Below are 22,807 nucleotides of genomic sequence, written 5' to 3' on the forward strand. Positions count from 1 at the left end.
AGCGCGCGCGTCAGCGCGGCACATCCCGGCGCCGCACCTGACTGTCCGGCGCAAGCTCCCCCTGGTAACCCGGAGCTCGACTTAGGCATGCCTAAGCGTACCTGACTACGTCTGCGCGAGCAGCCCTTGTGTGACCAACTCCCCGAGCAACGCCCGCAACGTGACCCCGTCGAGCGCCGGGGCGGCCTCGGCCAGCGCGCCGAACGAGCGCGGTGCACCACTCACCAGAGCGTCGAGCACCGGCCGCGCGACCGAGGCGAAGACCAGCCGTTTCCCGGCCGCGAGCAGGGCGACGGTGCCGTCGCCGTCCTCGAGTGCGGCCCGCGGGGTGAGCAGCCGGACCTCGAAGTCCTCCCCCGGCGGGAGCAGGTCACCGGTCGCCGACCACGGCAGGCCGATGCGCGGGTGCGCGGGCGCCTGGGCGTCCCGATCGGCGAGGAACCGGTCGACGAGGTCGTCGGTCATCAGCTCGGCGACCCGCTGCCGCAGCTCGGCCGCCCGTTTCGTCCGGTCTTCCGGGGCGGCGAACCGCGGCAGGTCTTCGCGGAAGACGTCGTCCGCGCGCACCTGGTCGGCGAGCCACGCCACGAGGTCGACACCGGTGGCCGCGTTGAAGCCGATGGTCAGGTGCAGCGACTCCTCACCCACGGCGGAGACGTCGTGCCAGTGCCCGCGCGGCACGTAGAGCACGTCGCCGTCTTCCAGCAGGAAGTCCTCGAGGGGCTCGCCTTCCGGCTTCGGCGGCAGCTCGACGTCGCGCTGCAGCGGCGACGGCCGGGTGAGCCCGTGCAGCCGCCAGCGCTTCCGGCCGGAGATCTGGATGATGAACGCGTCGTGGTCGTCCCAGTGCACGTCGAAGCCGTGGGTGGTCCCCCAGCCGGCGTACAGGTTCACCTGGATGCGTTCACGCAGGTCGTGTTCGAGCCGGGCCGCCAGGTCGCCGACCTGGTCGACGAGCTCGTTGACCGAGTCGAGCACGAGGGTGGCCCCGGCCCGCAGGTGCTCGGCGAACGGGGCGGACAGCACGCGGGGCACCAGTCCGGTGCGCCGGGTCGGCACCATCTCGGTGTAGGTGTGCGCGGGCACGACCTCGCCGTCGAGGGCGAGGCGCAGGCGCGGGAAGTCCAGGCGGTGCTGCCGCAGCACGCGGTCGAGGTCCCGCCACGGGAGCAGGCCGGCGAAGCGGCCCTTCTCCCCCGGGAACCGCCGCGGCGACTTCCCCAGCACTTCGTCGAAGAACTGGCCGGCCTCGAGGGGTGCCACGAGGCCGGCCAGTCCGGGGATCTCCGTCACGACTGCCCGTCGGCTAGTCGTTGCCGTCGTTGTCGGCGACCGCGCCGTTGGCCTTGCCGCGGTCCACCGCTGCGGGCAGCGGCTCGACGCTGATCAGCAAGCCGCTGGCCTGGTTGTCAGGTGTCGTGTGTTCCTGCGCCATCCGGGACCTCCCATACATCGACGACTGGATTTCCCACGCTACGTGAGAGGAGCGTGACGGTCATCGATCATTTGAGTAGTCCTCCGGCGGCCGATGATCACCCGACGTTCACTGCTTCGGGTCAGGACAACGGGTTCGAGGTGCGGCGGCGCACCGGCGTCTTGATCATGGATGCGCGCCACCCGGCGCTTCCCTCCCTCGGAAGGACAGTGCATGAGCCTCGCCGTTCCCGGACAGCTCCGCCGCGACAGATCGGCCGGCCTCGACACCGTGGCCGCCGCGGTGCTGGACCTCCGCGCCGGGCGGCCGGTGATCGTCGTCGACGACGAGGACCGCGAGAACGAAGGCGACCTGATCATGGCCGCCGAGCACGCCACCCCGCAGGCACTCGCCTTCTTCATGCGCCACACCAGCGGCCTGATCTGCGCGCCCATGGCCCCCGAGATCGCCGACCGGCTGTGCCTGCCGCCGATGGTGCAGGTCAGCGAAGACCCCGCCGAGACGGCGTACACGGTGTCGGTCGACGCCGCGCACGGCATCGAGTCCGGCATCTCCGCCGCGGACCGCGCCCACACCCTCCGGCTGCTCGCCGATCCCGCCACCACGCCGGGCGCGCTGTGCCGGCCGGGGCACGTCTTCCCGCTGCGGGCCCGCGCCGGCGGCCTCGCCGAGCGGCGCGGCCACACCGAAGCGGCCGTCGAGCTGATGCGCCGCTGCGGCCTCGCGCCGGTCGCCGTGATCAGCGAGGTGTGCAACGACGACGGCAGTGTCGCCCGGCTGGCCCAACTGCGTGCGCTCGCCGACCGGCAGTGGCTGAAGATCGTGTCCATCGAGCAGCTCGCCGCGCGCTGATGCTCGAAGCGACCGTCTTCGACCTCGACGAGACCCTGGTCGACAGCGCCGCGACGTGGAACCACGTCATCGGCGCGGTCGCGGCGTGCCACGGCCACCCGTGGTCGCCGGGCGACTGGGCCGCCATCCAGGGCACCAGCACCGCGCACTGGAGCGCCTACCTCGCGCACCGCTGTCCGGACCTCACGCCCGAAAGCGCCGTGACCGCCTGCGTCGACGGCATGGTCGCCGCCCTCGGCCACGGCCGGTTCGGGCTGCTCCCCGGCGCGGCCGGCCTGGTCGCCACCGCGGCCGGCCGGGGTCCGGTCGCCCTGGTCTCGGCCTCACCCGGCCGGTACGTCCGGGCCGCGGCCGCCGCGTGCGGGCTGGTCTTCCCGACGATCGTGACCGGGGACGACGTCGCGCGCGGCAAGCCCGCGCCGGACCCGTACCTCCTCGCCGCCCACCGGCTCGGCATCGCTCCGGAGCGGTGCCTCGCGGTCGAGGACTCCGGGTCCGGCATCCGCTCGGCCCACGCCGCCGGGATGACGGTGCTGGCCATCCCCAACACCACGACCGCCCGCGACTTCGCCGTGCTGGAGCTCGCCGTCCACCGGGCCGCCGACGCCCGCGTCGCGGCCGGGCTCCTCCCGTCGCTGGTCGGCGCCGCGCTGGGAGCCGGCGCCAGGTGACCGGCGCCGGGATCGCGGTGTGGCCGCCCGAGCGGAAAAGCCGGTCGCAGCAACGCAAGACACTCCGGTCAAGCGGCGCGGGACCGCCCGGCGACGTCGTGGTAGGGGCCGCCGTTGAAGACGAGTGCGTGCTCACCGGCGCCGCGGCCGGCGGCGACCACCCGGCCCAGGAAGATCGAGTGGTCACCGCCGGCCAGCACCTGGTCGAGCTCGCACTCCAGCCACGCCAGCGCGCCGGTGAGCAGGGGCGCGCCGGTCTTCGGCCCGATCTCGTGGGCGACGGAAGCGAACTGCGCCATCCCGTCCGGACGCCGCCAGTCGGCGAAGTGCTCCGCCAGCTCCTGCTGGTCCGCCGCGAGGACGTTCACCGCGAACGAGCCCGCGGTGACGATCGCGGCGTGCGTCCGGGCCGCCTTCGCCACGCAGCACAACACCATCGGCGGGTCCTGGGAGACCGGCGTGAACGCGTTCGCGGTCATCCCGTGCGGATCTTCGCCGCCGGCCGTCAGCACCGTCACCCCGGTCGCGAACCGCGCCATGACCTGCCGCAGCCCGGGCTGGGGCGTGAGACCGCGGCGAGCCTGCGACGTCGGCAGCCGGCGCACCACACGAGCTTCTCCGGTGGCCATGACGCACCTCTTTCCCGGACGGCGAAAACTGGCTGCCTCCAGTGCAGCCCGCGCGCCGCGCACCGGCTACTCGTGCGCTGCGCACCCCCCGGCCATGACCGTTCCACGTCCGTTCCTCGACCCCGGGGGCGCATCGTGGGGCATCGAGTACGGCAGCGGAACGGAGGAACCACCATGGAAGCGACGGCGACCACGGCCGACCGGCGGGCGGAAGCGGTGCCCGCGCAGCGGCGCGAGCAGCAGTGGATCGAGGTGCCGGCACCGCGCAACGGCACCGCTCCGGCGGAACGCGAGTACCTCCGCGAGCACATCGTCCTCGGGTACAACTGAGCCCGCCCGGCCCCGGCGGCAGGACGTCGCCGCGGGCCGGCGCTCAGCCGAGCGCGACGTCCATCGAGCGTGTCCGGACGGCGTCCAGCGTGGCGAGCGTCGAGTCGTCGAGCACGATTCCCCCCGCGGCGATGTTCGCTTCGAGGTGCGCGGTGTCCGCGGTGCCGGGGATGAGGTGCACGTGGGGCGCGTGGTGCAGCAGCCAGGCGAGGCCGACCTGCGACGGCGTGCAGCCGAGGGCCTCCGCCGCGGCGTGCACGGCCGGCTCGCCGGTCACCTTCGGCATGCCCGGGAAGGCGCCGCCGAGCGGGAAGAACGGCACCCAGGCGATGCCTTCGGCCCGGCAGAGCTCGAGCATGTCCTCGTCGCCGCGGCCGACCAGGCTGTAGGCGTTCTGCACACACGCGATGCCCGCCGGGAGCGCCCGGCGCAGGATGCCGGTCGTCACGGCGCTGAGCCCGATCGCGCCGATCTTGCCCTCGTCGCGCAGGGCCGTCATCACCTCGAGCTGGTCGTCGAGGTCCACCACCTGGTCACCCTCGGCGGTCACGCCGGGCCGGAGGTCCGCCCGGCGCAGGTTCACCAGCGGGATGCGGTCCGTGCCGAGGCTGACGAGGTTGCTCTCGACGCTCGCCCGCAGCTGTTCCGGCCGCTGCGCCAGCCGCAGCGGGATCGGGCCGTCCGGGTCGGGGTCGGCGCCGACCTTGGTGGCGACGAGGACGTCGTCACCGGACCCCACCACTTCGCGGATGACGCCGTTGACAAAGCCGTTCCCGTAGAACTGCGCGGTGTCGACGTGGTCGACCCCGAGCTCGACGGCGCGGCGCAGGAGCGCGACCGCCGCGGCGCGGTCGTCACGCAGCCGTTCGAGCTGCATCGCCCCGTAACCGACGCGGGAGACGGTGCGGCCGGCGAGCGGAGCGGTCGTAGCGGTGGAGGACATGGGCATCCCGCCTTCGTGCGATGATGGTGAAGCGGAGGGACCTCCGCTAAGCCGACCGTAGCACAACCGGAGGTGCCTCCGCTTTGACTCCGCCCGACTCCGCCGACGCCGCGCGCCCGGTTCGCTCCGACGCGCGCCGCAACCGCGAGAAGCTCGTGACGGTCGCGCGAGCCACCTTCGCGGCCACCGACGCCGACGGCACGGTTTCGCTGGAGGCCATCGCCCGCGACGCCGGCGTCGGGATCGGCACGCTCTACCGGCACTTCCCCACCCGCGAGGCGCTCGTCGAAGCCGTCTACGCCGCCGAACTCGACGACGTCGCCACCAGCGCCGCGACGCTGCTGGAACAGCTCCCGCCCGAAGCCGCCCTCCGCGCCTGGATGGACCGCTACGCGGCGTTCGTCGAAACCAAGCGCGGGATGGCCGACGTCCTGCGGGCCGGCTGGGCGTCCGGCCGGATCGCGACCCCGATGACGCGGCAGCGCATCACCGCCGCGGTCGGCTCGCTCCTCACCGCCGGCGCGGAGGCGGGCGCCTTCCGCGCGGACGCCGACCCCGACGACGTCACGACCCTGCTGCTCGGCATCTTCCTCGCCACCACGACCGGGCCCGACCCGGCGCGGATCGGCCGGCTGCTCGACCTCGTCGTCGACGCGTTGCGCCCCAACCGATGAGCGGTCCGGTCCCGCGTTTCGCCGCTCCCCCGGGACGACCCGCTAGGGTCACTCCCACAACTGAACGTCGCGAGGAGACAGAGTGGTAGCCGAAAGCGGGCAGCCCCATCGGCTGGCTGAGGTGCTCGATGCGGAGCGTGAACGACTGATCGGCCGGTGGACGGAGCTGGCCGGCTCGGCGTTGCGCGGCCGGCTGACCACCGTCGAGCTCGAACGCGACCTGCGTGACCTCTACGGCGCGCTGCTCCCGGTCGTCACCCTGGACGGCGACCTGAACCAGGCCGAGTCCGCCGACCTCAAGGCCCAGCTGGCCGACCTTTCGCGCTCCCGGGCCCGCCAGGGCTTCAGCCCGACCGAGACCGCCTCGGGCATCTTCGCGCTCAAGCAGGCCGTCTCCGAGCTGACCGCGAAGGACGACAGCCCCGAGACGTTCCGGGAGGTGCTGGCCTTCTCCGCGCTGCTGGACACGCTGGGGCTGTGGACGTTCGAGACCTACGCCGCCGCCCGCGAGGAGCTCATCAAGGAGCAGTCCGAGCAGCTGCTCGAGCTGACGACCCCGGTGGTGAAGCTCTGGGAGGGCGTGCTGGCGGTGCCGCTGGTGGGCACCCTCGACTCGGCGCGCACCCAGGTCGTGATGGAGAAGCTGCTGGAGGCTCTGGTCGAGACCGGCTCGGAGCACGCGATCATCGACATCACCGGTGTGCTGGCCGTCGACACGCAGGTCGCGCAGCACCTGCTCAAGACCGTCGTCGCGGCGCGGCTGATGGGCGCCGAGTGCATCATCTCCGGCATCCGGCCGCAGATCGCGCAGACCATCGTCGCGCTCGGGATCGAGTTCGGCGACATCACCACCAAGGCCACCCTGGCCGACGCACTCCGGCACGCGTTGCAGCGTGAAGGCGTCGTCGTCAGCCGCGGCGCCCGCGATCGGACCCGCTGATGGACCGCGTCCCCATCCTCAAGATCGGCGACATGCTGCTGGTGTCGATCCAGATCGACCTGCAGGACCAGAGCGTGCTCGCGCTGCAGGAGGACCTCGCGGAGAAGATCAGCACGACCGGGGCGTCCGGCGTGGTCATCGACATCTCCGCGGTGGAGATCGTCGACTCGTTCATCGGCCGGATGTTCGCGACCATCGCGTCGCTGTCGAAGCTGTTCGACGCCGAGACGGTCGTGGTCGGCATGCGGCCCGCGGTGGCGATCACGCTGGTCGAGCTAGGCCTGACGCTCGGCGACGTCCGCACGGCCCTGGACCTCGACCGCGGGATCGCGGTCCTGCAGTCCCTCACCGCGCGAAGGAGGGGCGAGTCGGTCGGCCAGGACGATGAATCCGTCCGGGTCACCGGATGACCGGCGACGCGGGCAGACCCGACGAAATCGTGATCCGCGCCGACGAAGACGTCGTCCGGGTCCGGCAGCTGGTCCGCGCCCACGCCCTGCGGCTCAAGCTGTCGCTGGTGGACCAGACCAAGCTGGTCACCGCCACCAGTGAGCTCGCCCGCAACACCCTGATCTACGGCGGCGGCGGGACGGCCCGCGTCGAAGAGGTCGCCAACGGCCACCGCAAGGGCGTGCGGGCCACCTTCCACGACGACGGCCCGGGCATCCCGGACGTCACCGTCGCGCTGGCCGACGGCTGGAGCAGCGGTACCGGCCTCGGGCTCGGCCTCGGCGGCGCCAAGCGGCTGGTGGACCAGTTCGACCTGGACACCGAGGTCGGCCGCGGCACCGAGATCACCGTCGTGAAGTGGGCACGATGACCGCCGCCGGCTGCCTGCCGGTCACCGAGGACGTCGCCTGGGTCCGGATCGAGGACGGCACCGCGCACGGCCAGGCCCGGCGGGCCGCGGCCGGGCTCGCCGCCCGGCTCGGGTTCGGCGAGGTCCGGGCCGCCGAGGTCGGGCTCGCGGTCACCGAGCTGGAGACGAACCTCGCCAAGCACGCCACCGAAGGCGTGCTCGTCGTCCGTGCCGTCCGCGCGGTCACCGAGGCCGCCGTCGAGGTCGTCGCGATCGACCGCGGGCCCGGCATGGCCGACGTCGACCTGTCCCGCCGGGACGGCGAGTCCACCACCGGCACGCTCGGGGTCGGGCTGGGCACCGTGGCGCGGCTCGCGGACGCGACGTCGGTGCTCTCCGAGCTAGGCCGCGGCACGGTCGTGACGGCGCGCTTCCACCCGCGGCGGGCGCCGCTGGCCGAGCTGCCCGGCGAACCCGCTTCCGGGATCACGCGGCCGATCCGCGGTGAAGACGTCTGCGGTGACGCTTACGCCGTGCACCAGGAGCCCGGCCGGCTGCGGCTGATGATGTGCGACGGCTCAGGACACGGGCCGCTCGCGGCCGCCGCGGCCCGCACCGCGGTGGACACCTTCTGCGCCCACGCGACCGAACGACCGGAGGCAGTGGTGAAGCACATCCACGAGGCCCTGCGCCGGACCCGGGGCGGCGCGATCGGGATCGCCGACGTCGACGTCGCCGCGGGCACGATCCGCTACGCCGGCCTGGGGAACATCGCCGCCGGTGTGGTCGCCGACGGCCGCAAGCAGGGCATGATCTCGATGCCGGGCGTCGCCGGGCACCAGGCCCGCACGATCCGCGCCTTCGACTACCCGCTGCCCCCCGGCGCGGTCGTGGTCCTGCATTCCGACGGCCTCACCGAGCGCTGGAGCGCCGAGGGCCGCGAGCGGCAGTTCGCCGCCGCCCCGCTCGGCATCGCGGCCTGCTTGCTGCGTGACGCCGGGACCCGCAACGACGACGCCGGCGTCCTCGTCGGCAGACCACGGCCATGACCGGCCGGCGCGACGAGCTGATCCGGCTGCCGATCGCCGCGGAGCCCGACGTGTTCACCGTTCGCCGCTGCGGCCGGGAAGTGGCCGCGGCGGTGGGCCTGGAGGGCCAGGACCAGGTCCGCGTCGCCACCGTGCTCAGCGACGTCGGCCGGGACCTGGTCCGCGCCGGAGTGAAGGCCACGGTGCGGTTCGTCCTCGCCGGTGAGCCCCCCGCGCTCGTCGCCGAGTTCAGCTGGCGCGGCAGCGGCGCCGAGACGGTGCTCGACACCGGCCGCGACACCGCGGACCGGCTGATGGACGGGGTGCACGTCACCTGCGAGGCCGGCCAGAACGTGCTCTCGCTGCGCAAGCTGCGGTCCCCCGCGGCCCGGATGCCCGCGGCCGCCGATCTCGCGCGGCTGCGCGACCTCCTGGAGAGCCGCGGGGTGAGCACCCCGATGGACGAGCTGCGGGCGCAGAACCAGGAACTGCTCGAAACCTTGGAAACCCTCGAAGCGAAGAGCCAGGAGCTGATGCGGCTCAACGAAGAGCTCGAGGAGACCAACCACGGCGTTGTCGCGCTCTACAAAGAACTTTCCGAAGAGCTCGAAGAAACGAACCGTGGGGTCGTCGCGCTCTACGCCGAGCTGAACGAGAAGACCAGCCAGCTCAAGGCGGCCAGCGAAGCGAAGACGCGGTTCTGGTCGAACATCAGCCACGAGCTGCGCGCCCCGATCAACTCCGTGATCGGGCTCGCCCGGCTGCTGACCGGACCGGGCGCCGATCCGCTCACCGAGGAGCAACGGCGTCAGGTGGGGCTGGTCAACGACGCCGGCTCGACCCTGCTGTCCCTGGTCAACGAACTGCTCGACACCGCGAAGGCCGAGTCCGGGCGGCTGGTCCCGCAACCGGCCCAGGTCGACCTGATCGCCGTCGTCCTCCAGCTGCGGGGCGCCCTGCGCTCCACCATGACCTCCCCCGACGTCGAGCTGGTGATCGAGGTCCCCGAGCCGGCGCCGCAGCTGATCACCGACGAGACGATGCTCGTGCGGATCCTGCGCAACCTGCTGTCCAACAGCGTCAAGTTCACCGAACGCGGCCAGGTCCGGCTGACCGTGGACACCGACGACACCGACGTCCGGTTCACCGTCGCGGACACCGGCATCGGCATCCCGGCCGACCAGCAGGAGAAGGTCTTCGAAGAGTTCCACCAGGTGCACAACGACCTGCAGGCGCGTGCGCCGGGCACCGGGCTGGGCCTGCCGTACGCCCGGCGGCTCGCGGAGATCCTGGGTGGCGGCCTGACGCTGTCCAGCGAGCACGGGCGGAGCACGACGGTCGTGCTGCGCCTGCCCCGCCCCGACCCGCGCCGGGCCACGCCCGCCCGCGTCGAGTCGCTGCTGATCGTCGACGACGACGCGGACTTCCGCCACCGGCTCGCCCGGATGGTCCACGACCTCGCCGCCGACGTCCGGCACGCCGCGGACGGGCGGGAGGCGATCGAGGTGTTCGAGGACCACCGGCCGGACCTCGTCTTCCTCGACCTCTTCATGCCCGGCATGAACGGCCGGGAGGTGCTCCAGGTGCTGCGGGAAAAGCCCGCGCTGCAGGACATCCCGGTGGTCGTCGTGTCTTCGTCGGCCCCGGAAGGGATGGACCTGACCGGCGCCGGGCTCCGCGCGGGCCTGCTGCTCAAGTCGCAGGTCTCCCCCGAAACCCTCAGACTGGCCGTCGGTGAAGCCTTCGCGGTCGTGGCCAGGACGGTGCCGAGATGAGTACTCCCGAGGAGACCGCGCGAGCGAGCATCCTGGTCGTCGACGACCTCGAGGCCAGCCGGTACCTGACCAGCAGCTGGCTGCGCCGCAACGGTTACCGCGTCACCGAGGCCAGCACCGGCCGGGCCGCGCTGGCCGCGCTCGCCACCGAAGCGCTCGACCTCGTCCTGCTGGACGTCAACCTGCCGGACATGAGCGGCTTCGACATCTGCGAGCGGGTCAAGGGTGATCCCCGGACCGCGGCGATGCCGGTCATCCACATCTCCGCCACCGCCATCGAGGTCGAGGACCGCACCACCGGGCTCGACCGCGGCGCCGACGGATACCTCGTCGAGCCGGTCGACCCGGGCGAGCTGGTGGCCACCGTCGAAGCCGCGCTGCGGTACTACCGGGCCCGGTTGCGGGCCGAACGGCTGGCGCTGCGGCTGGGCAGGCTGACCCGCGCCACCCTCGCCATGAACAGCGCCCGCACGTTCGACGACGTGCTCACCGCGGCCGCGGCCGGCGCCGCGACGATCTTCGAAGGCCCGGCTTCGGTCCTCAGCTCGGACCACCGCGGCCTGGTGCGCTCGGCCGCCGCCGACGGCCCCGGCGAGACCCCGCTCGTGCGAGCCGGCACCCTGCGGGAGCTGGAGGAGGTCACCAAGGCGGTGATCGAGGCGAACCCCGGCACCGAGGCGTCTTCGGCGCACCTGGTGACGTCGCCGGACGGGACGTCGACCATCGCGCTGGCCCACGCGAACCCGTCACGGGTGCCCGTCGCGATCACCGTCGAGCCGGGCGCGATCCGGTCCGAGGACGACCGGAACCTCTTGGTGCAGCTGGGGCAGGCGACCGCGCTCGCGTGTGAAGCGATGCGCACGTTGACCGAAGAGCAGCAGCTCGCCCTCACCCTGCAGCGCAGCCTGCTGCCGCAGGAGCTGCCGGTGCGGCCCGGGCTGGACATGTCCGCCCGGTACGCCCCGGCGAGTGCCAACGCGGAGATCGGCGGCGACTTCTACGAGGTTTCCGACGTCGGCGGCCGCCTGCTCATCGCCGTCGGCGACGTCGTCGGGCACTCCCTCGAAGCGGCCACGGTGATGGGTGAGGTCCGGCACGCCCTGCGGGCCTACGCCGTCGAAGGGCACGGGCCGGTCGGGATCCTCGAGCGGCTGGACGCCATGCTGCGCCGCTACCACCCGCGCGGGCTCACGACGGTCAGCCTCGTCGCGCTCGACCCCGTCTCGGGCGCCGCGGAGATCGCGAACGCCGGGCACATCCCGCCCCTGCTCGCCGACGCGTCCGGCGCGCACTACCTCGACATCGCCGGGCCGCTGCTGGGCCTCGGGCTGCCGCGGCCACCGGCCACGGCGCTCACCCTCGAGCCCGGCACACTGCTGCTGCTCGTCACCGACGGGCTGGTCGAGCGGCGGGGCAGCACCGTCGACGACGGCATGGAGCTGCTGCGGACCGCGGTCACCTGCGACGCCGATCTGGAGTCGCTGTGCGACACCTTGCTCGCGCGCTTCGGCGCGGCCGCGGACGACGACATCGCGCTGCTGGCCCTCCGCCGCCACTGAGCCGGCCCGCGTTCGCGGGCGGTTCGGCGGCACTGCCCGGGCCGAAGCGTGCTGCTACCGTCCTGGAGATGCGGTTGAGAACGCAGCCGTGGTTCTTCGCCGTGTGGTCCCTGCCGGCACCCGCTGACCCGGAGGAGCACACCCTTGGCGGCCCCACCCACCTTCGCCGTCGCCGTGACGTCGACCGACCGCGAAACCCTGCTCAGCGGAACCGGGGAGATCGACTCGGCCGTCTCCGAGGACCTGCGGACCCGGCTGACGTCCGCGGTCGAGGCCGGCAAACCCGTGATCCTCGACCTCTCGGCCGTGACCTTCTGCGACTCCAGCGGCTTGACCGCGCTGATCCACGGGCACACCACCGCCGAGGCGGCCGGGACGGAGTTCGTGCTCGTCACCGCGCAGCGCGCCATCCTCCGGCCCATCACCCTGCTGGGGCTCGCCGACCTGCTGCGGATCCACCCGGACCTCGAATCGGCCCGCGCCGCGCTCGGCCCGGGCGGAGCGGCCTGAACCCCCCGGTCCGGCTCCGTGCGCGCGAAACGCGAGTAAGGGTCACGAACCTGGGTATTCTCGGCAGGAAGACGATCACGGCCGGGTGGTCTCGGACCGCCGACCGATCGTCGGGAGGAGTCTCATCGTGCCGGTGACCTGGGATGAAGACGACCAGGACGGCTGGCAGAGCTTGGACCTGGGCGGTGTGGACCTGGCCGACCTGGCGGCCGCCCGGCACTGGGCCGGCGCCGGCCTCGCCACCCTCGGGGAAGCACACCGGATCGACACCCTGCTGGTCGTCGCCGAGCTGCTGGACAACGCCTACCGGCACGCCGGCGGACCGGTCCGGCTGCGCCTGCGCCGGACCGACGACCCGTGCGAGATCACCGTGGCCGTCACGGACACCGGCGCCGGCGCGCCGCGGCTGCGTTCCCCCGACGGCCAGGGCGGGCGCGGGCTGCTGCTGGTCGACCAGGTCTGCTCGGCCTGGGGCGTGAGCCACCACGACAACGGCAAGGTCGTGTGGGGCCGCCTCTCGTGCGCGGACTCCGACCTCGTCTGCCCACCGGCGTCGAGCGGCTCGCCCTAGCGTCGCAAGTTGTTCGATGGTCGGGCCGAGCGCCCCACCAGCGACCTCGTGTCCTTTGTGGACTCTCGCTCGATGTGGTGAACGGCCGTACCGCGCCGCGGTTCGTGGGTACCCCTCGGGCATGGGCGACCACGATCTCCTGGGATTCCTGCTCATCGGCCTGGTCTTCGTGCTGGCCGACGGCCAGTTCCTGTACCGCGACGGCCGCCGCTACCTCGGCGGTCGCGGCGGCGGCGCGATCGCGTCGCTGGTGGTGACGGTCTTCCACCTCGTCGCGTTCGGGGTGCTGGCCCTGCTGTCGGTGCTCGGCCCGGCGTGGTCGGGCTCGGCCACCGCGCTGGTCGGCCGGGTCGGGGTGTTCTTGCTGCTGCTCGCGGTGGCCCACGCGCTCACCCTGTCCGAGCTGACCCGTCGTCGGCAGGACCGGCGTCTCGGGCAGCGCGGGCTCGGCTCCACCGAAGGCGAGCCCGCGGTCACCCCGGTGCCCGGTCAGCCGGGCCGGCACCCGCACGTCAGCCCGGACCTCGGCGACCACGGCCCCTTGGCCTGACCGCCTCTTCCGGTTTCGAACCGCTCCCCCGCGGGAAACCGCCGATCGACCGCCCCGGACCCCGGCGACCCGGCAACTCCCCGGAGAGGGCGATCACATGGCACCAACTTCCGCACCACCGCGAACACCCGCGGCGCCGTTGCTCGCCGGCGAAAAGACCCGCACCGAAACCTTCCTGGTCAAGCTGTTCGCGGTGGTGCCGCTGCTCGCCTTGGCCGCCGCGGTGCCGTTCGCCTGGGGCTGGGGCCTCGGCTGGACCGACGTCGCGCTGACCGCCGGCTTCTACTTCCTGACCGGGCTGGGCGTGACGGTCGGCTTCCACCGCTACTTCACCCACGGCGCGTTCAAGGCCCGCCGCGGCCTGCGGATCGCGCTCGCCGTCGCCGGCAGCATGGCCATGCAGGGCCCGGTGATCGGCTGGGTCGCCGACCACCGCCGTCACCACGCCTATGCCGACCGCGAAGGCGACCCGCATTCCCCGTGGCGCTACGGCACTTCCGCGGCCGCGCTGGCCAAGGGGTTCTGGCACGCCCACATGGGCTGGCTGTTCGACCGGGAGAAGACCAACGCGCAACGGTTCGCGCCCGACCTGCTCGCCGACCGCGACCTGACCCGGATCGACCGCTGGTTCCCCGGCCTCACCCTGGTCACGCTGCTCACCCCGGCGCTGCTCGGCGGGCTGGTCACGCTGTCGTGGTGGGGCGCGGTGACCGCGTTCTTCTGGGCGAGCCTGGTGCGCGTGGCCGTGCTGCACCACGTCACGTGGTCGGTGAACTCCCTGTGTCACATGATCGGCGAGCGCCCCTACGCCGCCCGCGACCGGTCGGCGAACTTCTGGCCGCTCGCGATCGCGTCCATGGGCGAGTCCTGGCACAACTCCCACCACGCCGACCCCACCGGCGCCCGCCACGGTGTCCGCCGCGGCCAGCTCGACGTGTCCGCGCGCCTCATCTGGGTCTTCGAGAAGCTGGGCTGGGCCACCGACGTCCGCTGGCCGAAGCCCGAACGCTTCGCGCGCAAGCTCAACCCCGGTTACGCCGCGAGCCGGCGCGACGCAGCACGGGAGTGGTGACGGCCGCACATGCCCACCCCCGAAGAACGTCCTGCCGAGGAAAACCCTGCCGAGCGCGGCTCGTTCGCCGACGCCGAGGCCGCCGCGGCCGAGCTCAGCACCACCGCGGAACCGCTGGGAGCCACGGGAAAAGTCTTCAACCGCCGGTCGCCGTTCGTGATCGGCATGGCCGGCGCCGCCGGGGTGGCCGTCGTCTACGGTCTGGTGCAGGTGATCGTCGGCCTCGAGGACGTCCTGGTCCTCATCGGGCTCGCGCTGTTCCTCGCCATCGGCATCGAACCCGCCGTCGCCTGGCTGACCCGGCGCCGCTTCCCCCGCTGGCTCGCCGTCACGACCGTCTTCGTCGTCGGCCTGCTCGCCCTCGGCGGTTTCCTGACCGCCGCGATCCCCGCGTTGGTCGAGCAAGCCACCCAGTTCGTCGCCAGAGCGCCCGGCTACCTGCGCGACGCCCAGAACCACAACACCGTCCTCGGCGGGCTCAACGAACGCTTCCACCTGCAACAGCAGCTCGAGGCCCTGATCAGCGGCCCCGGCCTCGGCGGCGGCCTGCTCGGCGCCGGGCGGGCCGTCTTCAGCGCGCTGACCAACGTGCTGATCCTGATCGTGCTGACGGTGTACTTCGTCGCGGATCTGCCCCGCATCCGCGCCGGCGGCTACCGGCTCATCCCCCACTCCCGGCGCCCGCGGGCGATCCTCATCGGCGACGAGATCTTCACCAAGGTCGGCGGCTACGTGCTCGGCAACCTGGCGATCTCCGTCATCGCCGGGGTGCTCACGCTGATCTGGCTGCTGATCTTCGGCGTCCCCTACGCCGCCCTGCTGGCGATCACCGTGGCGATCCTCGACCTCGTCCCGGTCGTCGGCTCCGTCGTCGCCGGCGTGGTCGTCAGCCTGGTCGCGCTCACCGTGTCGCTGCCGGTCTTCCTGGCCACCATCGGTTTCTTCGTCGGCTACCGGCTCGTGGAGGACTACCTCCTGGTGCCGCGGATCATCGGCGGCGCGGTCAAGGTCCCCGCGATCGTCACGGTGATCGCCGTCATCGTCGGCGGCGCGCTCCTGGGCGTCGTCGGCGCCCTCGTGGCCATCCCGGTCGCCGCCGCCCTGCTCCTGCTCGTCCGGGAGATCCTCTACCCGCGGCTCGACCGCACCTAGCGGATGCGCGGGCCTCAGGCAGCCGTGTCGGCCTGCGTCCTGGCCTCGCGCACCCCGCGCAGCGCGCCGGACCAGGCGATCACCTGGTCGAGCAGGCCGCTTACCGCGGTGTCGAGGCCCTCCTGGGGAGCAAAGGCGCCGGTGGCGAACGAGGCGCGCGTCGAGATGGTGGGCTGGGCGCGGACCGTGGCCACCTGCAGCTCGGCCAGGACGAGCCGCAGCGCTTCGGCGGCCCGGACCCCGGCGGCCCACCCGCCGTAGCTGATGATCCCGGCGGCCTTGTCGTTCCACTCCCGGTAGACGTAGTCCAGGGCGTTCTTCAGGGCGCCGGGAAAGGAGTGGTTGTACTCGGGGACGAGGAAGACGAAGCCGTCGAAGCCGTCGACGAGTTCGCCCCAGGCGCGGGTGTGGTCGTGCTGGTACTGCTGGAAGTTCGGGTTGCCCGGCTCGTCGAGGTTGCCGAGGTTGTGGTCGGCGAGGTCGACGAGCTCGTAGTCGGCGCCGCCGTGGACGCGGGCGGTGTCGAGCGCCCAGGCGGCGATCTGGTCGCCGCGGCGTCCGGGGCGGGTGCTTCCGAGGACGAGTGCGATGCGAAGTGCCATGGTCTTCCTTCCACTGGAGTTGTCACGTCAACTCTAGACCTGACTGAGTTGAAGTGACAACTCCGCTGGTGGCGGTATTCTCGCCCGATGACGGAGACTCGATCGCTGGAACCTGAGGAGTGGGAGTTCTGGGACATCTGGATGCGCGCGCAGCGCCTGCTCACCAGGGAGCTGGAGCGCGGCCTGCAGCGTGACTGCGGGATTTCGAAGGCCGAGTTCAGCGTGCTGGTGACGCTGTGGCGGGCTTCCGGGCGCGAGATGCGCGTCGGCGAGCTTTCCGAATCGCTCGACTGGGACAAGAGCCGCGTCTCCCACCAGCTGACGCGCATGGAAAAGCGCGGCTTCGTCAAGCGCACCCAGTACGGGGCCGACGGTCGGCGCGCGGGGATCGGGCTGACCACCGAGGGACTTCGCTCCGCCCGCAGCGCCATCCTCGAGCACGGCGGCAACGTCCGTCGGCACTTCCTCGACTCACTCACTCCCGAGCAGGCCTCGGTCATCCGGGCCTGGAGCGAGCAGGCGGTCGACCGCCTCGAGCCGCGTCACGACGAGGCCTAGCGGCCGCTATTCGCCGAGCTGGGCGCGCAACTGGTGCAGGATCTTGGTGAGCAGCCGCGAAATCTGCATCTGCGAGAGGCCGACGCGGGCGGCGATCTGCGACTGCGACAGCCCTTCGAAGAACCGCATCTCGAGGATGGCCCGGTCCCGCGGCGGCAGCCGCTTCAGCATCGGAGCCAGGGTCTGGTGGTCGTCGACGAGGGCCATGCTGTCGTCCGGCTCGCCCATCGTGTCGGCCAGCGACAGCCCGCCGTCGTCGATCGGACGGTCCAGGGACGACGTCTCGTAGCAGTTCGCGGCGAGCAGGCCTTCGCGCACGGTCTCGACGTCGATGCCGAGGTGGCTCGCGAGTTCGCTGGGGGTCGGCGCGCGGCCGAGGCTCTGGGCGAGCTGCGTCGTGCCGCGGGCGAGCCGGCCCTGCAGCTCCTGCAGCCCGCGCGGCACGCGAACGGCCCAGCCGGTGTCACGGAAGAAGCGGCGCACCTCACCCATCACCGTCGGCACGGCGAACGAGAGGAAGTCGGCACCCTTGCCGGGCTCGAACCGGTCCACCGCCTTGACCAGGCCCATCCGGGCCACCTGGATCAGGTCGTCGCGGGACTGGCCGCGCCCGCTGAAGCGCACCGCGACGTGTTCGGCGAGCGGGAGGAACTCGATGATCAGCCGCTCGCGCAGGCGTTCCCGGCCGGGGTCGTGCTCGGGCAGTGCGGCCAGCTGGTCGAACAGCGGGCGGCAGTGCGAATAGTCGTCACGCTTGCGGGGACGGGGCGCCGGGCGCTCGCGCGGCGGGGCGGTGTCCACAGTGACCGGCTCACTGACGCACGCTGGCATGCGATCTCCCGTCTTCGGCCGGGTAGTACCCACGACCAGGGGCTCGCAAACCGAGGGCGGCACCACGCTGCGAACACCGCCCGGTCCGGGGAAACTGGACCGGTGTCCGGCAACCAACCCCCCGAAGTCCCCGACGACTCGTCGACGTTCCGCTGCAGCGTCAGCCGTCGCGGCGACGCCGTTGTGCTCGCCGTGCAGGACGAGCTCGACCTGCTGACCGTCCCCGAGTTCGGCCGCACCCTGACCGCCGTCCAAGCCGCCGCGACGGGCCCCGTCGTGCTGGACCTGACCGGCGTGACGTTCCTCGACTCGAGCGGCATCAACGCCATCGTGCTCGCCGGCCGGGCCCCCGAAGACGCCTCCCCGCGGCTGCGCGTGGTCGCCACCGGTCCGACCGTCCTCAGAACCATCCAGCTCGCCGGCGCGCACGAGCTGCTCGTGCTCGCCCCGACCGTGGACGAAGCTCTGGCCATGTCGTGACGAGAAGGGCGGGGACACCGGAATCCGGTGCCCCCGCCCCTGTTCTTCCCCTGGCCGTCAGACGGTGTGCGGGGTGTGCGCGACGGTGTTCCAGCCCGTGGCGATGACGGTGGCGTCGCCACCGTGGCCCGCCCAGCCGGAGTTCCCGCCGGTGGTGGTGCTGGTGTTCCCGGCGTTGCCGGTGTCACCGGTCGCGCCGGTGGTGCCGGAGCCGCCCGAGGTGACCGTGGTGCTCGAGTGGTCACCCTGGTTGTTCCAGCCGCCCTGGTGGCTGCCGCGGTTCGACTGGACGGCGCTGTTGCCGCCGGTCGAGCCCGAGTCACCGGAGTTGCCGGACTTGCCGCTCACCGCGGTGTTCTTGCTGGTGGCATTCCCGGCGTCACCGGAATTGCCACCCTTGCCGCCGGTCGCGGTGCCGGTCACCTGGCCCAGGACGCTCGTCTTGCCGCCCTGGTCGTGCTGCTTCCAGCCGTGCCCACCGGAGTTCTGACCGGTGCTCACGACGGTGGCGTCGCCACCGTGGCCCGCCCAGCCGGAGTTCCCACCGGTGGTGCTGCTGGTGTTCCACGCGTCACCGGTCGAGCCGGTGGCGCCCGTGTCACCCGAGTTGCCCGAAGTCACCGTGGTGGCCGACTTCGTGCCGTCCTCGTGCTTCCAGCCGCCGTGGTTCCAGCCGCTGTGGTTCCAGCCGCAGTTGTGCTTCCCGCCGTTGTGGTGGCCACGGCCGTTGTCCTGGCCGCCGACGGTCCACACGATCGCGCTGTTGCCGCCGGTGGAACCCGAGTCACCCGAGCCGCCGGAGTTCCCGGTCACCGCGTTGTTGTGGCTGGTGGCGTTCCCGGCATCGCCGGAGTTGCCACCGTTGCCGCCCTTCGCGGTACCGGTGACCGTGCCCAGGACGCCTGTCTTGCCGCCCTGGTCGTGACGGTGCCAACCCCAGCCGTTGTTAGTGGCGGAGTTCCGGCCACTGCCGACGGCGGTGGCGTCGCCACCGTTGCCCGCGGTGCCCGAGTTCCCGCCGGTGGTGCTGCTGGTGTTGGTCGCGTCACCGGTCGATCCGGTGGCGCCGGTGTTCCCGGAGTCACCCGAGGTCACCGCTGTTTCGCACTTCGCCAGCACGCACAGGCCGTAGGCGCTGTTGCCCCCGGTGGCCCCGGAGTCACCCGAGGTGCCGGAGTTCCCGCTGACGGCGGTGTTGCCGCTGGTGGCGTTCCCGGCATCACCGGAGTCGCCACCGTTGCCGCCCTTCGCGGCGCCGGTCACCGAGCCGAGGACGCCGCGGGCGCCCCGCGAGTCCGCGGTGTTCTGGCCCGACGTCACCGTCGAGCCGGTGCCGCCGTGACCGGCGTTCCCGGAGTTGCCCCCGGTGGTGGTGCTGGTGTTCGAGGCGTTCCCGGTCGAGCCGGTTGCGCCCGTGTTCCCGGAGTTGCCCGAGGACACCGAGGTGGTGCACTCGGCCAGCACACAGACGCCGTAGGCGCTGTTGCCGCCGGTGGCGCCGGAGTTGCCCGAGTCGCCGGAATTCCCGCTGACCGCGTTGTTGCTGCTGGTCGCGTTCCCGCCGGTGCCCGAGGTCCCGCCGCTGCCGCCGTCGGCGGTGCCGGCCACGACCGAATGCAGTGTGTCGCCGAGCCCGCCGAGCGGGCCCGAACTCCCGGTGTCCGCACTGGCCACCGCTCCGCCCAGCAGGACGAACCCGCCGGAGATGAACGCGGCGGTCAGGCCGCGTCGCACGTACTTGTGCATGACTTCCCTTTCCTACTCTCTGTCCATTGTGGAATTGAGGGTGGAAAGGGAACGTCAGCTCGGATGGTCGTTGCCGTAGCAGACCAGCCAGTACAGCGACGGCGGACCACCCGGCGGAGCCCGCCAGGCGCGGTCCGTGCCGGGAAGGGGCGAACCGGACGTCGTCACGGCGTACTCACCACCGTGCTGACCACCCGGCCCCGCCGACATCGCACCGCTCACGCCGTGCACGTCCGCGGGCGACCCGCCGCCGCCGGACCCGGGCACGTCCCGGATCTCTGATCCGGCCACGCGCCGGATGTCCGGTTCGTGGCCTCGATGTGCGAGCGCCGGGCCGGCCCGGTCGGCCGGAACAGCCGCTGCCGGTGAGGAAATCGTGTCCGCACGCGGTTCTGGCGGTGTCGGCTGACCCGACACTGCCGGGACCACGCTCTCGGCTGCGGGCGCGATCACCGGAGCTACGGCGTGCCGCACCGGTGAGGTCACCGGGGACAGCGCGTGCAGCACCGGTGCAGTCACCGGAGACAGCGCGTGCAGCACCGGCCGGGTGACCGGGCGAAGAGCCGACAGCACCGGCTCGATCGCACGAACGACCGGCTGTGTCACCGGCTCGACCGCACGAACGACCGGCTCCACCACCGGAGCCACTTGTGCCGACACCGTGTACACCGCACCCGTGACCGGCTTCAGCACCGGCTCGGCGGGCGCGAGGCCACTGTGCACGGCGTCGCCGACGTGATCGAGCAGACCCGGCCGGGCCGGCGGCGGCGCACCTTCGGAGGCGTGCGCAGCACCCGACACCAGCAAAGCCAGCACCGTGAACCCGAACAACGCACCGGCTACAACGAGCACCCGGAGTACCAGGGGGTGCCCCACCAGTGCGTCATCCGACTGGGAAGTATCCATCCATCTCACCCCCCTTCGAGTCTGGACTTCACCGTCAGTCAGCTTTCGGGGCGCACGGCATCACCAGATTGGGGGTAACTCGATGTTTTTTTCTTTTCCTCAAAGAGGTTTCGACCGCCGATCAGCGGGTATTCGGCTGCGTTTTCGGCCGCCGCTTCGGCTCGATATTCGCCAACACGTCCGACACCGATCAACCGGCGCGCACCACCGCGCCCGCGATCAGCGTCGCGAGGGCGTGCTCCAGCGCGGGGGCCATGTCCAGCCGGAAGCCGAGCAGGCCCGGGTCCGCCTCGTAGGCGGCGAGCGCGCTGGCCGAAGGCTGGGTGTGCGTCCACAGCCCGCCGGCCAGGATCATCGCCAGCAGGCACACGGACTCCGCCTCGGCCCCGAGCTCCGGCACGTACCGGCGCATCAGCCCGGTCATCGCCTCGAGCCCGGTGAGCGCGGATCGCTTGTAGCGCACGACGACGTCCACCGACACGTTGTGCTCCAGCACGGCGGCCTGCGCCGCGATCAGGTCGCACAACACCCTCCGCGGAGCCAGCGACCGCGCCACGACGGCCGCGAACCGGTCACCCCGGTCCCTGACCGGCAGGCCGGAGTCGACGCCGTCGGCCAGCTCCTCCGTCACTGCGGCGAGCCAGTCCGCGAGGGCCTGCTGCAGCAGTTCGAGCAGCACCGCCTCGCGGGATTCGAAGTAGCGCAACACGTTCGACTTGGCCAGGCCGACCCGGCGGCTCAGCTCGGTCAGGCTCACGTCGGCCACCGGCATCTCGTCGAGCATCGCCAGCGCGGTGTCGAGGATCTTGCGGCGCCGCTCCTCCCGCTGCTCGGCGCTGCGCGCCCGCTGGAACGTCATGAGACCAGCGTAACGCCCGGTGCCGCCGATTACAGACCCGCGGTCTCTTGACAATAGACCGATGGTTCCTTAACGTCGGTCGTAACAGACCGCCGGTCCGCAAGGACTGACACCGAACAGGGGAACCGCCATGAGCAAGCAGTGGACCGACCGCGACATCCCGGACCAGAAGGGCCGCGTCGCCGTCGTGACCGGCGCCAACACCGGCCTCGGCTTCGACACCGCGAAGGTGCTCGCCGACCACGGGGCGACGGTGGTGCTGGCCGTCCGCGACGTCGAGAAGGGCAAGCAGGCGGCCGCGCGCTTCGGGGCGGGCGCCGACGTCACCGTGCAGGAGCTGGACCTGGCGTCACTGGACTCCGTCCGCGCCACCGCGGCCGACCTGCACACGACGTTGCCGAAGATCGACCTGCTGATCAACAACGCCGGCGTCATGTACCCGCCGCGGCAGACCACCCGCGACGGGTTCGAGCTGCAGTTCGGCACCAACCACCTCGGGCACTTCGCGTTCACCGGCCTGGTGCTGGACCTGCTGCTGCCGGCCGCCGGCTCCCGGGTGGTGACGGTCGCGAGCGTCGCCCACCGCATCCGCGCGGCAATCCACTTCGACGACCTGCAGTGGGAGAACTCCTACGACCGCGTCGCGGCGTACGGGCAGGCGAAGCTGGCCAACCTGATGTTCAGCTACGAGCTCCAACGCCGCCTGGCCCCGCACGGCACCACGGCGGCCATCGCGGCCCACCCGGGCGTGGCGCGCACGGAGCTGATGCGCAACTCCCCCGCCATCGCCCGCGCACTGTTCCCGGCGGTGGCGCCCCTGATCAGCCAGAGCTCGGCGATGGGCGCCCTCCCGATCCTGCGCGCGGCCACCGACCCGGCCGCACTGGGTGGCCAGTACTACGGGCCCGCGGGCCCGGGCGGGTACCGGGGACGGCCGGAGGTGGTGGCGTCGAGCCCGCAGTCGTACGACCTGGCGACCCAGCGGCGGCTGTGGGCGGTTTCGGAGGACTTGACCGGCGTGAAGTTCCCGGTCGGCTGAGGCAGAGACTTCACGACGAGCGGCCACCGCACGGACGGCGGTGGTCGCTTCGGCATCTCGGCCTTGGCGACGCGAGCGGGATCATGGCTCGGCGTGGATGAAGCCGGGCGACTGGCGTTGGCCCGGCTCCGCGATCCGGCGCCGATTCCGCCCGGCCATCAGCGTTAACCCGGCTCCGCGATCCGGCGCCGATTCCGCCCGGCCATCAGCGTTAACCCGGCTCCGCGATCCGGCGCCGATTCCGCCCGGCCATCAGCGTTAACCCGGCTCCGCGATCCGGCGCCGATTCCGCCCGG

Annotated in this window: 28 protein-coding genes; 18 read left to right on the plus strand and 10 right to left on the minus strand. The window is 72.3% G+C overall.

Going from position 1 to position 22,807, the window contains the following annotated elements:
- Positions 1–105 precede the first annotated feature (105 nt).
- On the minus strand, positions 106–1,293 hold the full coding sequence (locus ACIA5G_RS44200) for a cupin domain-containing protein (protein WP_395934707.1): 1,188 nt from the start codon (positions 1,291–1,293) through the stop codon (positions 106–108).
- A gap of 13 nt (positions 1,294–1,306) precedes the next feature.
- Entirely contained in the window at positions 1,307–1,435 is a 129-nt protein-coding gene (locus ACIA5G_RS44205) for a hypothetical protein (protein WP_395934709.1), read from the minus strand.
- 213 nt (positions 1,436–1,648) lie between these two features.
- On the opposite strand from ACIA5G_RS44205, the gene ribB reads away from it, so the two are divergent.
- Together ribB and ACIA5G_RS44215 are read left to right on the plus strand one after the other, a co-directional pair.
- Positions 1,649–2,287: a 3,4-dihydroxy-2-butanone-4-phosphate synthase gene (gene ribB / locus ACIA5G_RS44210; protein ID WP_395934711.1), complete on the plus strand. Its 639-nt coding sequence runs from the start codon at positions 1,649–1,651 to the stop codon at positions 2,285–2,287.
- Positions 2,287–2,958: an HAD family hydrolase gene (locus ACIA5G_RS44215; RefSeq protein ID WP_395934713.1), complete on the plus strand. Its 672-nt coding sequence runs from the start codon at positions 2,287–2,289 to the stop codon at positions 2,956–2,958. Before ribB ends, ACIA5G_RS44215 begins: the two co-directional genes overlap by 1 nt.
- Before the next feature lie 68 nt (positions 2,959–3,026).
- Here the strand turns inward: ACIA5G_RS44215 and ACIA5G_RS44220 are convergent, their stop codons facing one another.
- Positions 3,027–3,587 carry a flavin reductase family protein gene (locus ACIA5G_RS44220; protein ID WP_395934715.1) on the minus strand — a complete coding sequence of 187 codons (561 nt, stop codon included), beginning with the start codon at positions 3,585–3,587 and terminating at the stop codon, positions 3,027–3,029.
- 174 nt (positions 3,588–3,761) lie between these two features.
- On the opposite strand from ACIA5G_RS44220, the gene ACIA5G_RS44225 reads away from it, so the two are divergent.
- On the plus strand, positions 3,762–3,917 hold the full coding sequence (locus ACIA5G_RS44225; protein WP_395934717.1) for a hypothetical protein: 156 nt from the start codon (positions 3,762–3,764) through the stop codon (positions 3,915–3,917).
- A gap of 43 nt (positions 3,918–3,960) precedes the next feature.
- On the opposite strand, the gene ACIA5G_RS44230 is transcribed toward ACIA5G_RS44225, so the two are convergent.
- Positions 3,961–4,860 (minus strand): aldo/keto reductase, encoded by a 900-nt coding sequence (locus ACIA5G_RS44230; RefSeq protein WP_395934719.1) that lies wholly within the window; start codon positions 4,858–4,860, stop codon positions 3,961–3,963.
- 83 nt (positions 4,861–4,943) lie between these two features.
- On the opposite strand from ACIA5G_RS44230, the gene ACIA5G_RS44235 reads away from it, so the two are divergent.
- The 12 genes from ACIA5G_RS44235 (at position 4,944) to ACIA5G_RS44290 (ending at position 15,490) form a co-directional block, all read left to right on the plus strand.
- Positions 4,944–5,534: a TetR/AcrR family transcriptional regulator gene (locus ACIA5G_RS44235; protein WP_395934721.1), complete on the plus strand. Its 591-nt coding sequence runs from the start codon at positions 4,944–4,946 to the stop codon at positions 5,532–5,534.
- A gap of 82 nt (positions 5,535–5,616) precedes the next feature.
- Positions 5,617–6,474 carry an STAS domain-containing protein gene (locus tag ACIA5G_RS44240; protein WP_395934723.1) on the plus strand — a complete coding sequence of 286 codons (858 nt, stop codon included), beginning with the start codon at positions 5,617–5,619 and terminating at the stop codon, positions 6,472–6,474.
- On the plus strand, positions 6,474–6,884 hold the full coding sequence (locus tag ACIA5G_RS44245) for an STAS domain-containing protein (RefSeq protein ID WP_395934725.1): 411 nt from the start codon (positions 6,474–6,476) through the stop codon (positions 6,882–6,884). The genes ACIA5G_RS44240 and ACIA5G_RS44245 overlap by 1 nt, the downstream gene beginning before the upstream one ends.
- Positions 6,881–7,294, plus strand: coding sequence for an anti-sigma regulatory factor (locus ACIA5G_RS44250; RefSeq protein WP_395934727.1), 414 nt, complete (start codon positions 6,881–6,883; stop codon positions 7,292–7,294). The genes ACIA5G_RS44245 and ACIA5G_RS44250 overlap by 4 nt, the downstream gene beginning before the upstream one ends.
- Positions 7,291–8,322: a SpoIIE family protein phosphatase gene (locus ACIA5G_RS44255; RefSeq protein WP_395934961.1), complete on the plus strand. Its 1,032-nt coding sequence runs from the start codon at positions 7,291–7,293 to the stop codon at positions 8,320–8,322. The genes ACIA5G_RS44250 and ACIA5G_RS44255 overlap by 4 nt, the downstream gene beginning before the upstream one ends.
- Positions 8,319–10,076, plus strand: a complete 1,758-nt coding sequence (locus tag ACIA5G_RS44260) for an ATP-binding protein (protein ID WP_395934729.1) — start codon at positions 8,319–8,321, stop codon at positions 10,074–10,076. The genes ACIA5G_RS44255 and ACIA5G_RS44260 overlap by 4 nt, the downstream gene beginning before the upstream one ends.
- On the plus strand, positions 10,073–11,635 hold the full coding sequence (locus ACIA5G_RS44265) for a SpoIIE family protein phosphatase (RefSeq protein WP_395934731.1): 1,563 nt from the start codon (positions 10,073–10,075) through the stop codon (positions 11,633–11,635). Before ACIA5G_RS44260 ends, ACIA5G_RS44265 begins: the two co-directional genes overlap by 4 nt.
- Positions 11,636–11,779: 144 nt before the next feature.
- A complete protein-coding gene (locus ACIA5G_RS44270; protein WP_395934733.1) occupies positions 11,780–12,145 on the plus strand; it encodes an STAS domain-containing protein in 366 nt (121 codons plus the stop codon).
- 133 nt (positions 12,146–12,278) lie between these two features.
- On the plus strand, positions 12,279–12,716 hold the full coding sequence (locus tag ACIA5G_RS44275; protein ID WP_395934735.1) for an ATP-binding protein: 438 nt from the start codon (positions 12,279–12,281) through the stop codon (positions 12,714–12,716).
- Between the two features lie 121 nt (positions 12,717–12,837).
- Positions 12,838–13,266 (plus strand): hypothetical protein, encoded by a 429-nt coding sequence (locus ACIA5G_RS44280; RefSeq protein ID WP_395934737.1) that lies wholly within the window; start codon positions 12,838–12,840, stop codon positions 13,264–13,266.
- Positions 13,267–13,363: 97 nt separating this feature from the next.
- Positions 13,364–14,338: an acyl-CoA desaturase gene (locus ACIA5G_RS44285; RefSeq protein WP_395934739.1), complete on the plus strand. Its 975-nt coding sequence runs from the start codon at positions 13,364–13,366 to the stop codon at positions 14,336–14,338.
- Between the two features lie 9 nt (positions 14,339–14,347).
- A complete protein-coding gene (locus tag ACIA5G_RS44290; protein WP_395934741.1) occupies positions 14,348–15,490 on the plus strand; it encodes an AI-2E family transporter in 1,143 nt (380 codons plus the stop codon).
- Between the two features lie 14 nt (positions 15,491–15,504).
- Here ACIA5G_RS44290 and ACIA5G_RS44295 read toward each other — a convergent pair whose 3' ends face one another.
- Positions 15,505–16,092 carry an NADPH-dependent FMN reductase gene (locus ACIA5G_RS44295; RefSeq protein ID WP_395934743.1) on the minus strand — a complete coding sequence of 196 codons (588 nt, stop codon included), beginning with the start codon at positions 16,090–16,092 and terminating at the stop codon, positions 15,505–15,507.
- 87 nt (positions 16,093–16,179) lie between these two features.
- On the opposite strand from ACIA5G_RS44295, the gene ACIA5G_RS44300 reads away from it, so the two are divergent.
- Positions 16,180–16,650, plus strand: coding sequence for a MarR family winged helix-turn-helix transcriptional regulator (locus tag ACIA5G_RS44300; RefSeq protein WP_395934745.1), 471 nt, complete (start codon positions 16,180–16,182; stop codon positions 16,648–16,650).
- A 6-nt stretch (positions 16,651–16,656) separates the two neighbouring features.
- Here the strand turns inward: ACIA5G_RS44300 and ACIA5G_RS44305 are convergent, their stop codons facing one another.
- Positions 16,657–17,481, minus strand: coding sequence for a SigB/SigF/SigG family RNA polymerase sigma factor (locus ACIA5G_RS44305; protein WP_395934747.1), 825 nt, complete (start codon positions 17,479–17,481; stop codon positions 16,657–16,659).
- A gap of 102 nt (positions 17,482–17,583) precedes the next feature.
- Here ACIA5G_RS44305 and ACIA5G_RS44310 point away from each other — a divergent pair, with 102 nt between their 5' ends.
- Entirely contained in the window at positions 17,584–17,961 is a 378-nt protein-coding gene (locus ACIA5G_RS44310) for an STAS domain-containing protein (protein WP_395934749.1), read from the plus strand.
- Between the two features lie 57 nt (positions 17,962–18,018).
- Here ACIA5G_RS44310 and ACIA5G_RS44315 read toward each other — a convergent pair whose 3' ends face one another.
- Genes ACIA5G_RS44315 through ACIA5G_RS44330 form a run of 4 tightly spaced genes read right to left on the minus strand, consistent with a single transcriptional unit; the run spans position 18,019 to position 21,472 of the window.
- Positions 18,019–19,707 (minus strand): beta strand repeat-containing protein, encoded by a 1,689-nt coding sequence (locus ACIA5G_RS44315; RefSeq protein WP_395934751.1) that lies wholly within the window; start codon positions 19,705–19,707, stop codon positions 18,019–18,021.
- 54 nt (positions 19,708–19,761) lie between these two features.
- Complete coding sequence (locus ACIA5G_RS44320) at positions 19,762–20,613, minus strand: hypothetical protein (protein WP_395934753.1); 852 nt, start codon at positions 20,611–20,613, stop codon at positions 19,762–19,764.
- Positions 20,614–20,651: 38 nt separating this feature from the next.
- Positions 20,652–20,807 carry a hypothetical protein gene (locus ACIA5G_RS44325; protein WP_395934755.1) on the minus strand — a complete coding sequence of 52 codons (156 nt, stop codon included), beginning with the start codon at positions 20,805–20,807 and terminating at the stop codon, positions 20,652–20,654.
- The gene (locus tag ACIA5G_RS44330; RefSeq protein WP_395934757.1) at positions 20,804–21,472 is read right to left on the minus strand and encodes a TetR family transcriptional regulator; all 669 of its coding nucleotides are present in this window, start codon (positions 21,470–21,472) and stop codon (positions 20,804–20,806) included. Before ACIA5G_RS44330 ends, ACIA5G_RS44325 begins: the two co-directional genes overlap by 4 nt.
- A gap of 130 nt (positions 21,473–21,602) precedes the next feature.
- On the opposite strand from ACIA5G_RS44330, the gene ACIA5G_RS44335 reads away from it, so the two are divergent.
- A complete protein-coding gene (locus tag ACIA5G_RS44335; RefSeq protein WP_395934759.1) occupies positions 21,603–22,511 on the plus strand; it encodes an SDR family NAD(P)-dependent oxidoreductase in 909 nt (302 codons plus the stop codon).
- The last annotated feature ends 296 nt before the right edge of the window (positions 22,512–22,807 follow it).

This window comes from Amycolatopsis sp. NPDC051758, assembly GCF_044453095.1.
Classification (GTDB): domain Bacteria; phylum Actinomycetota; class Actinomycetes; order Mycobacteriales; family Pseudonocardiaceae; genus Amycolatopsis.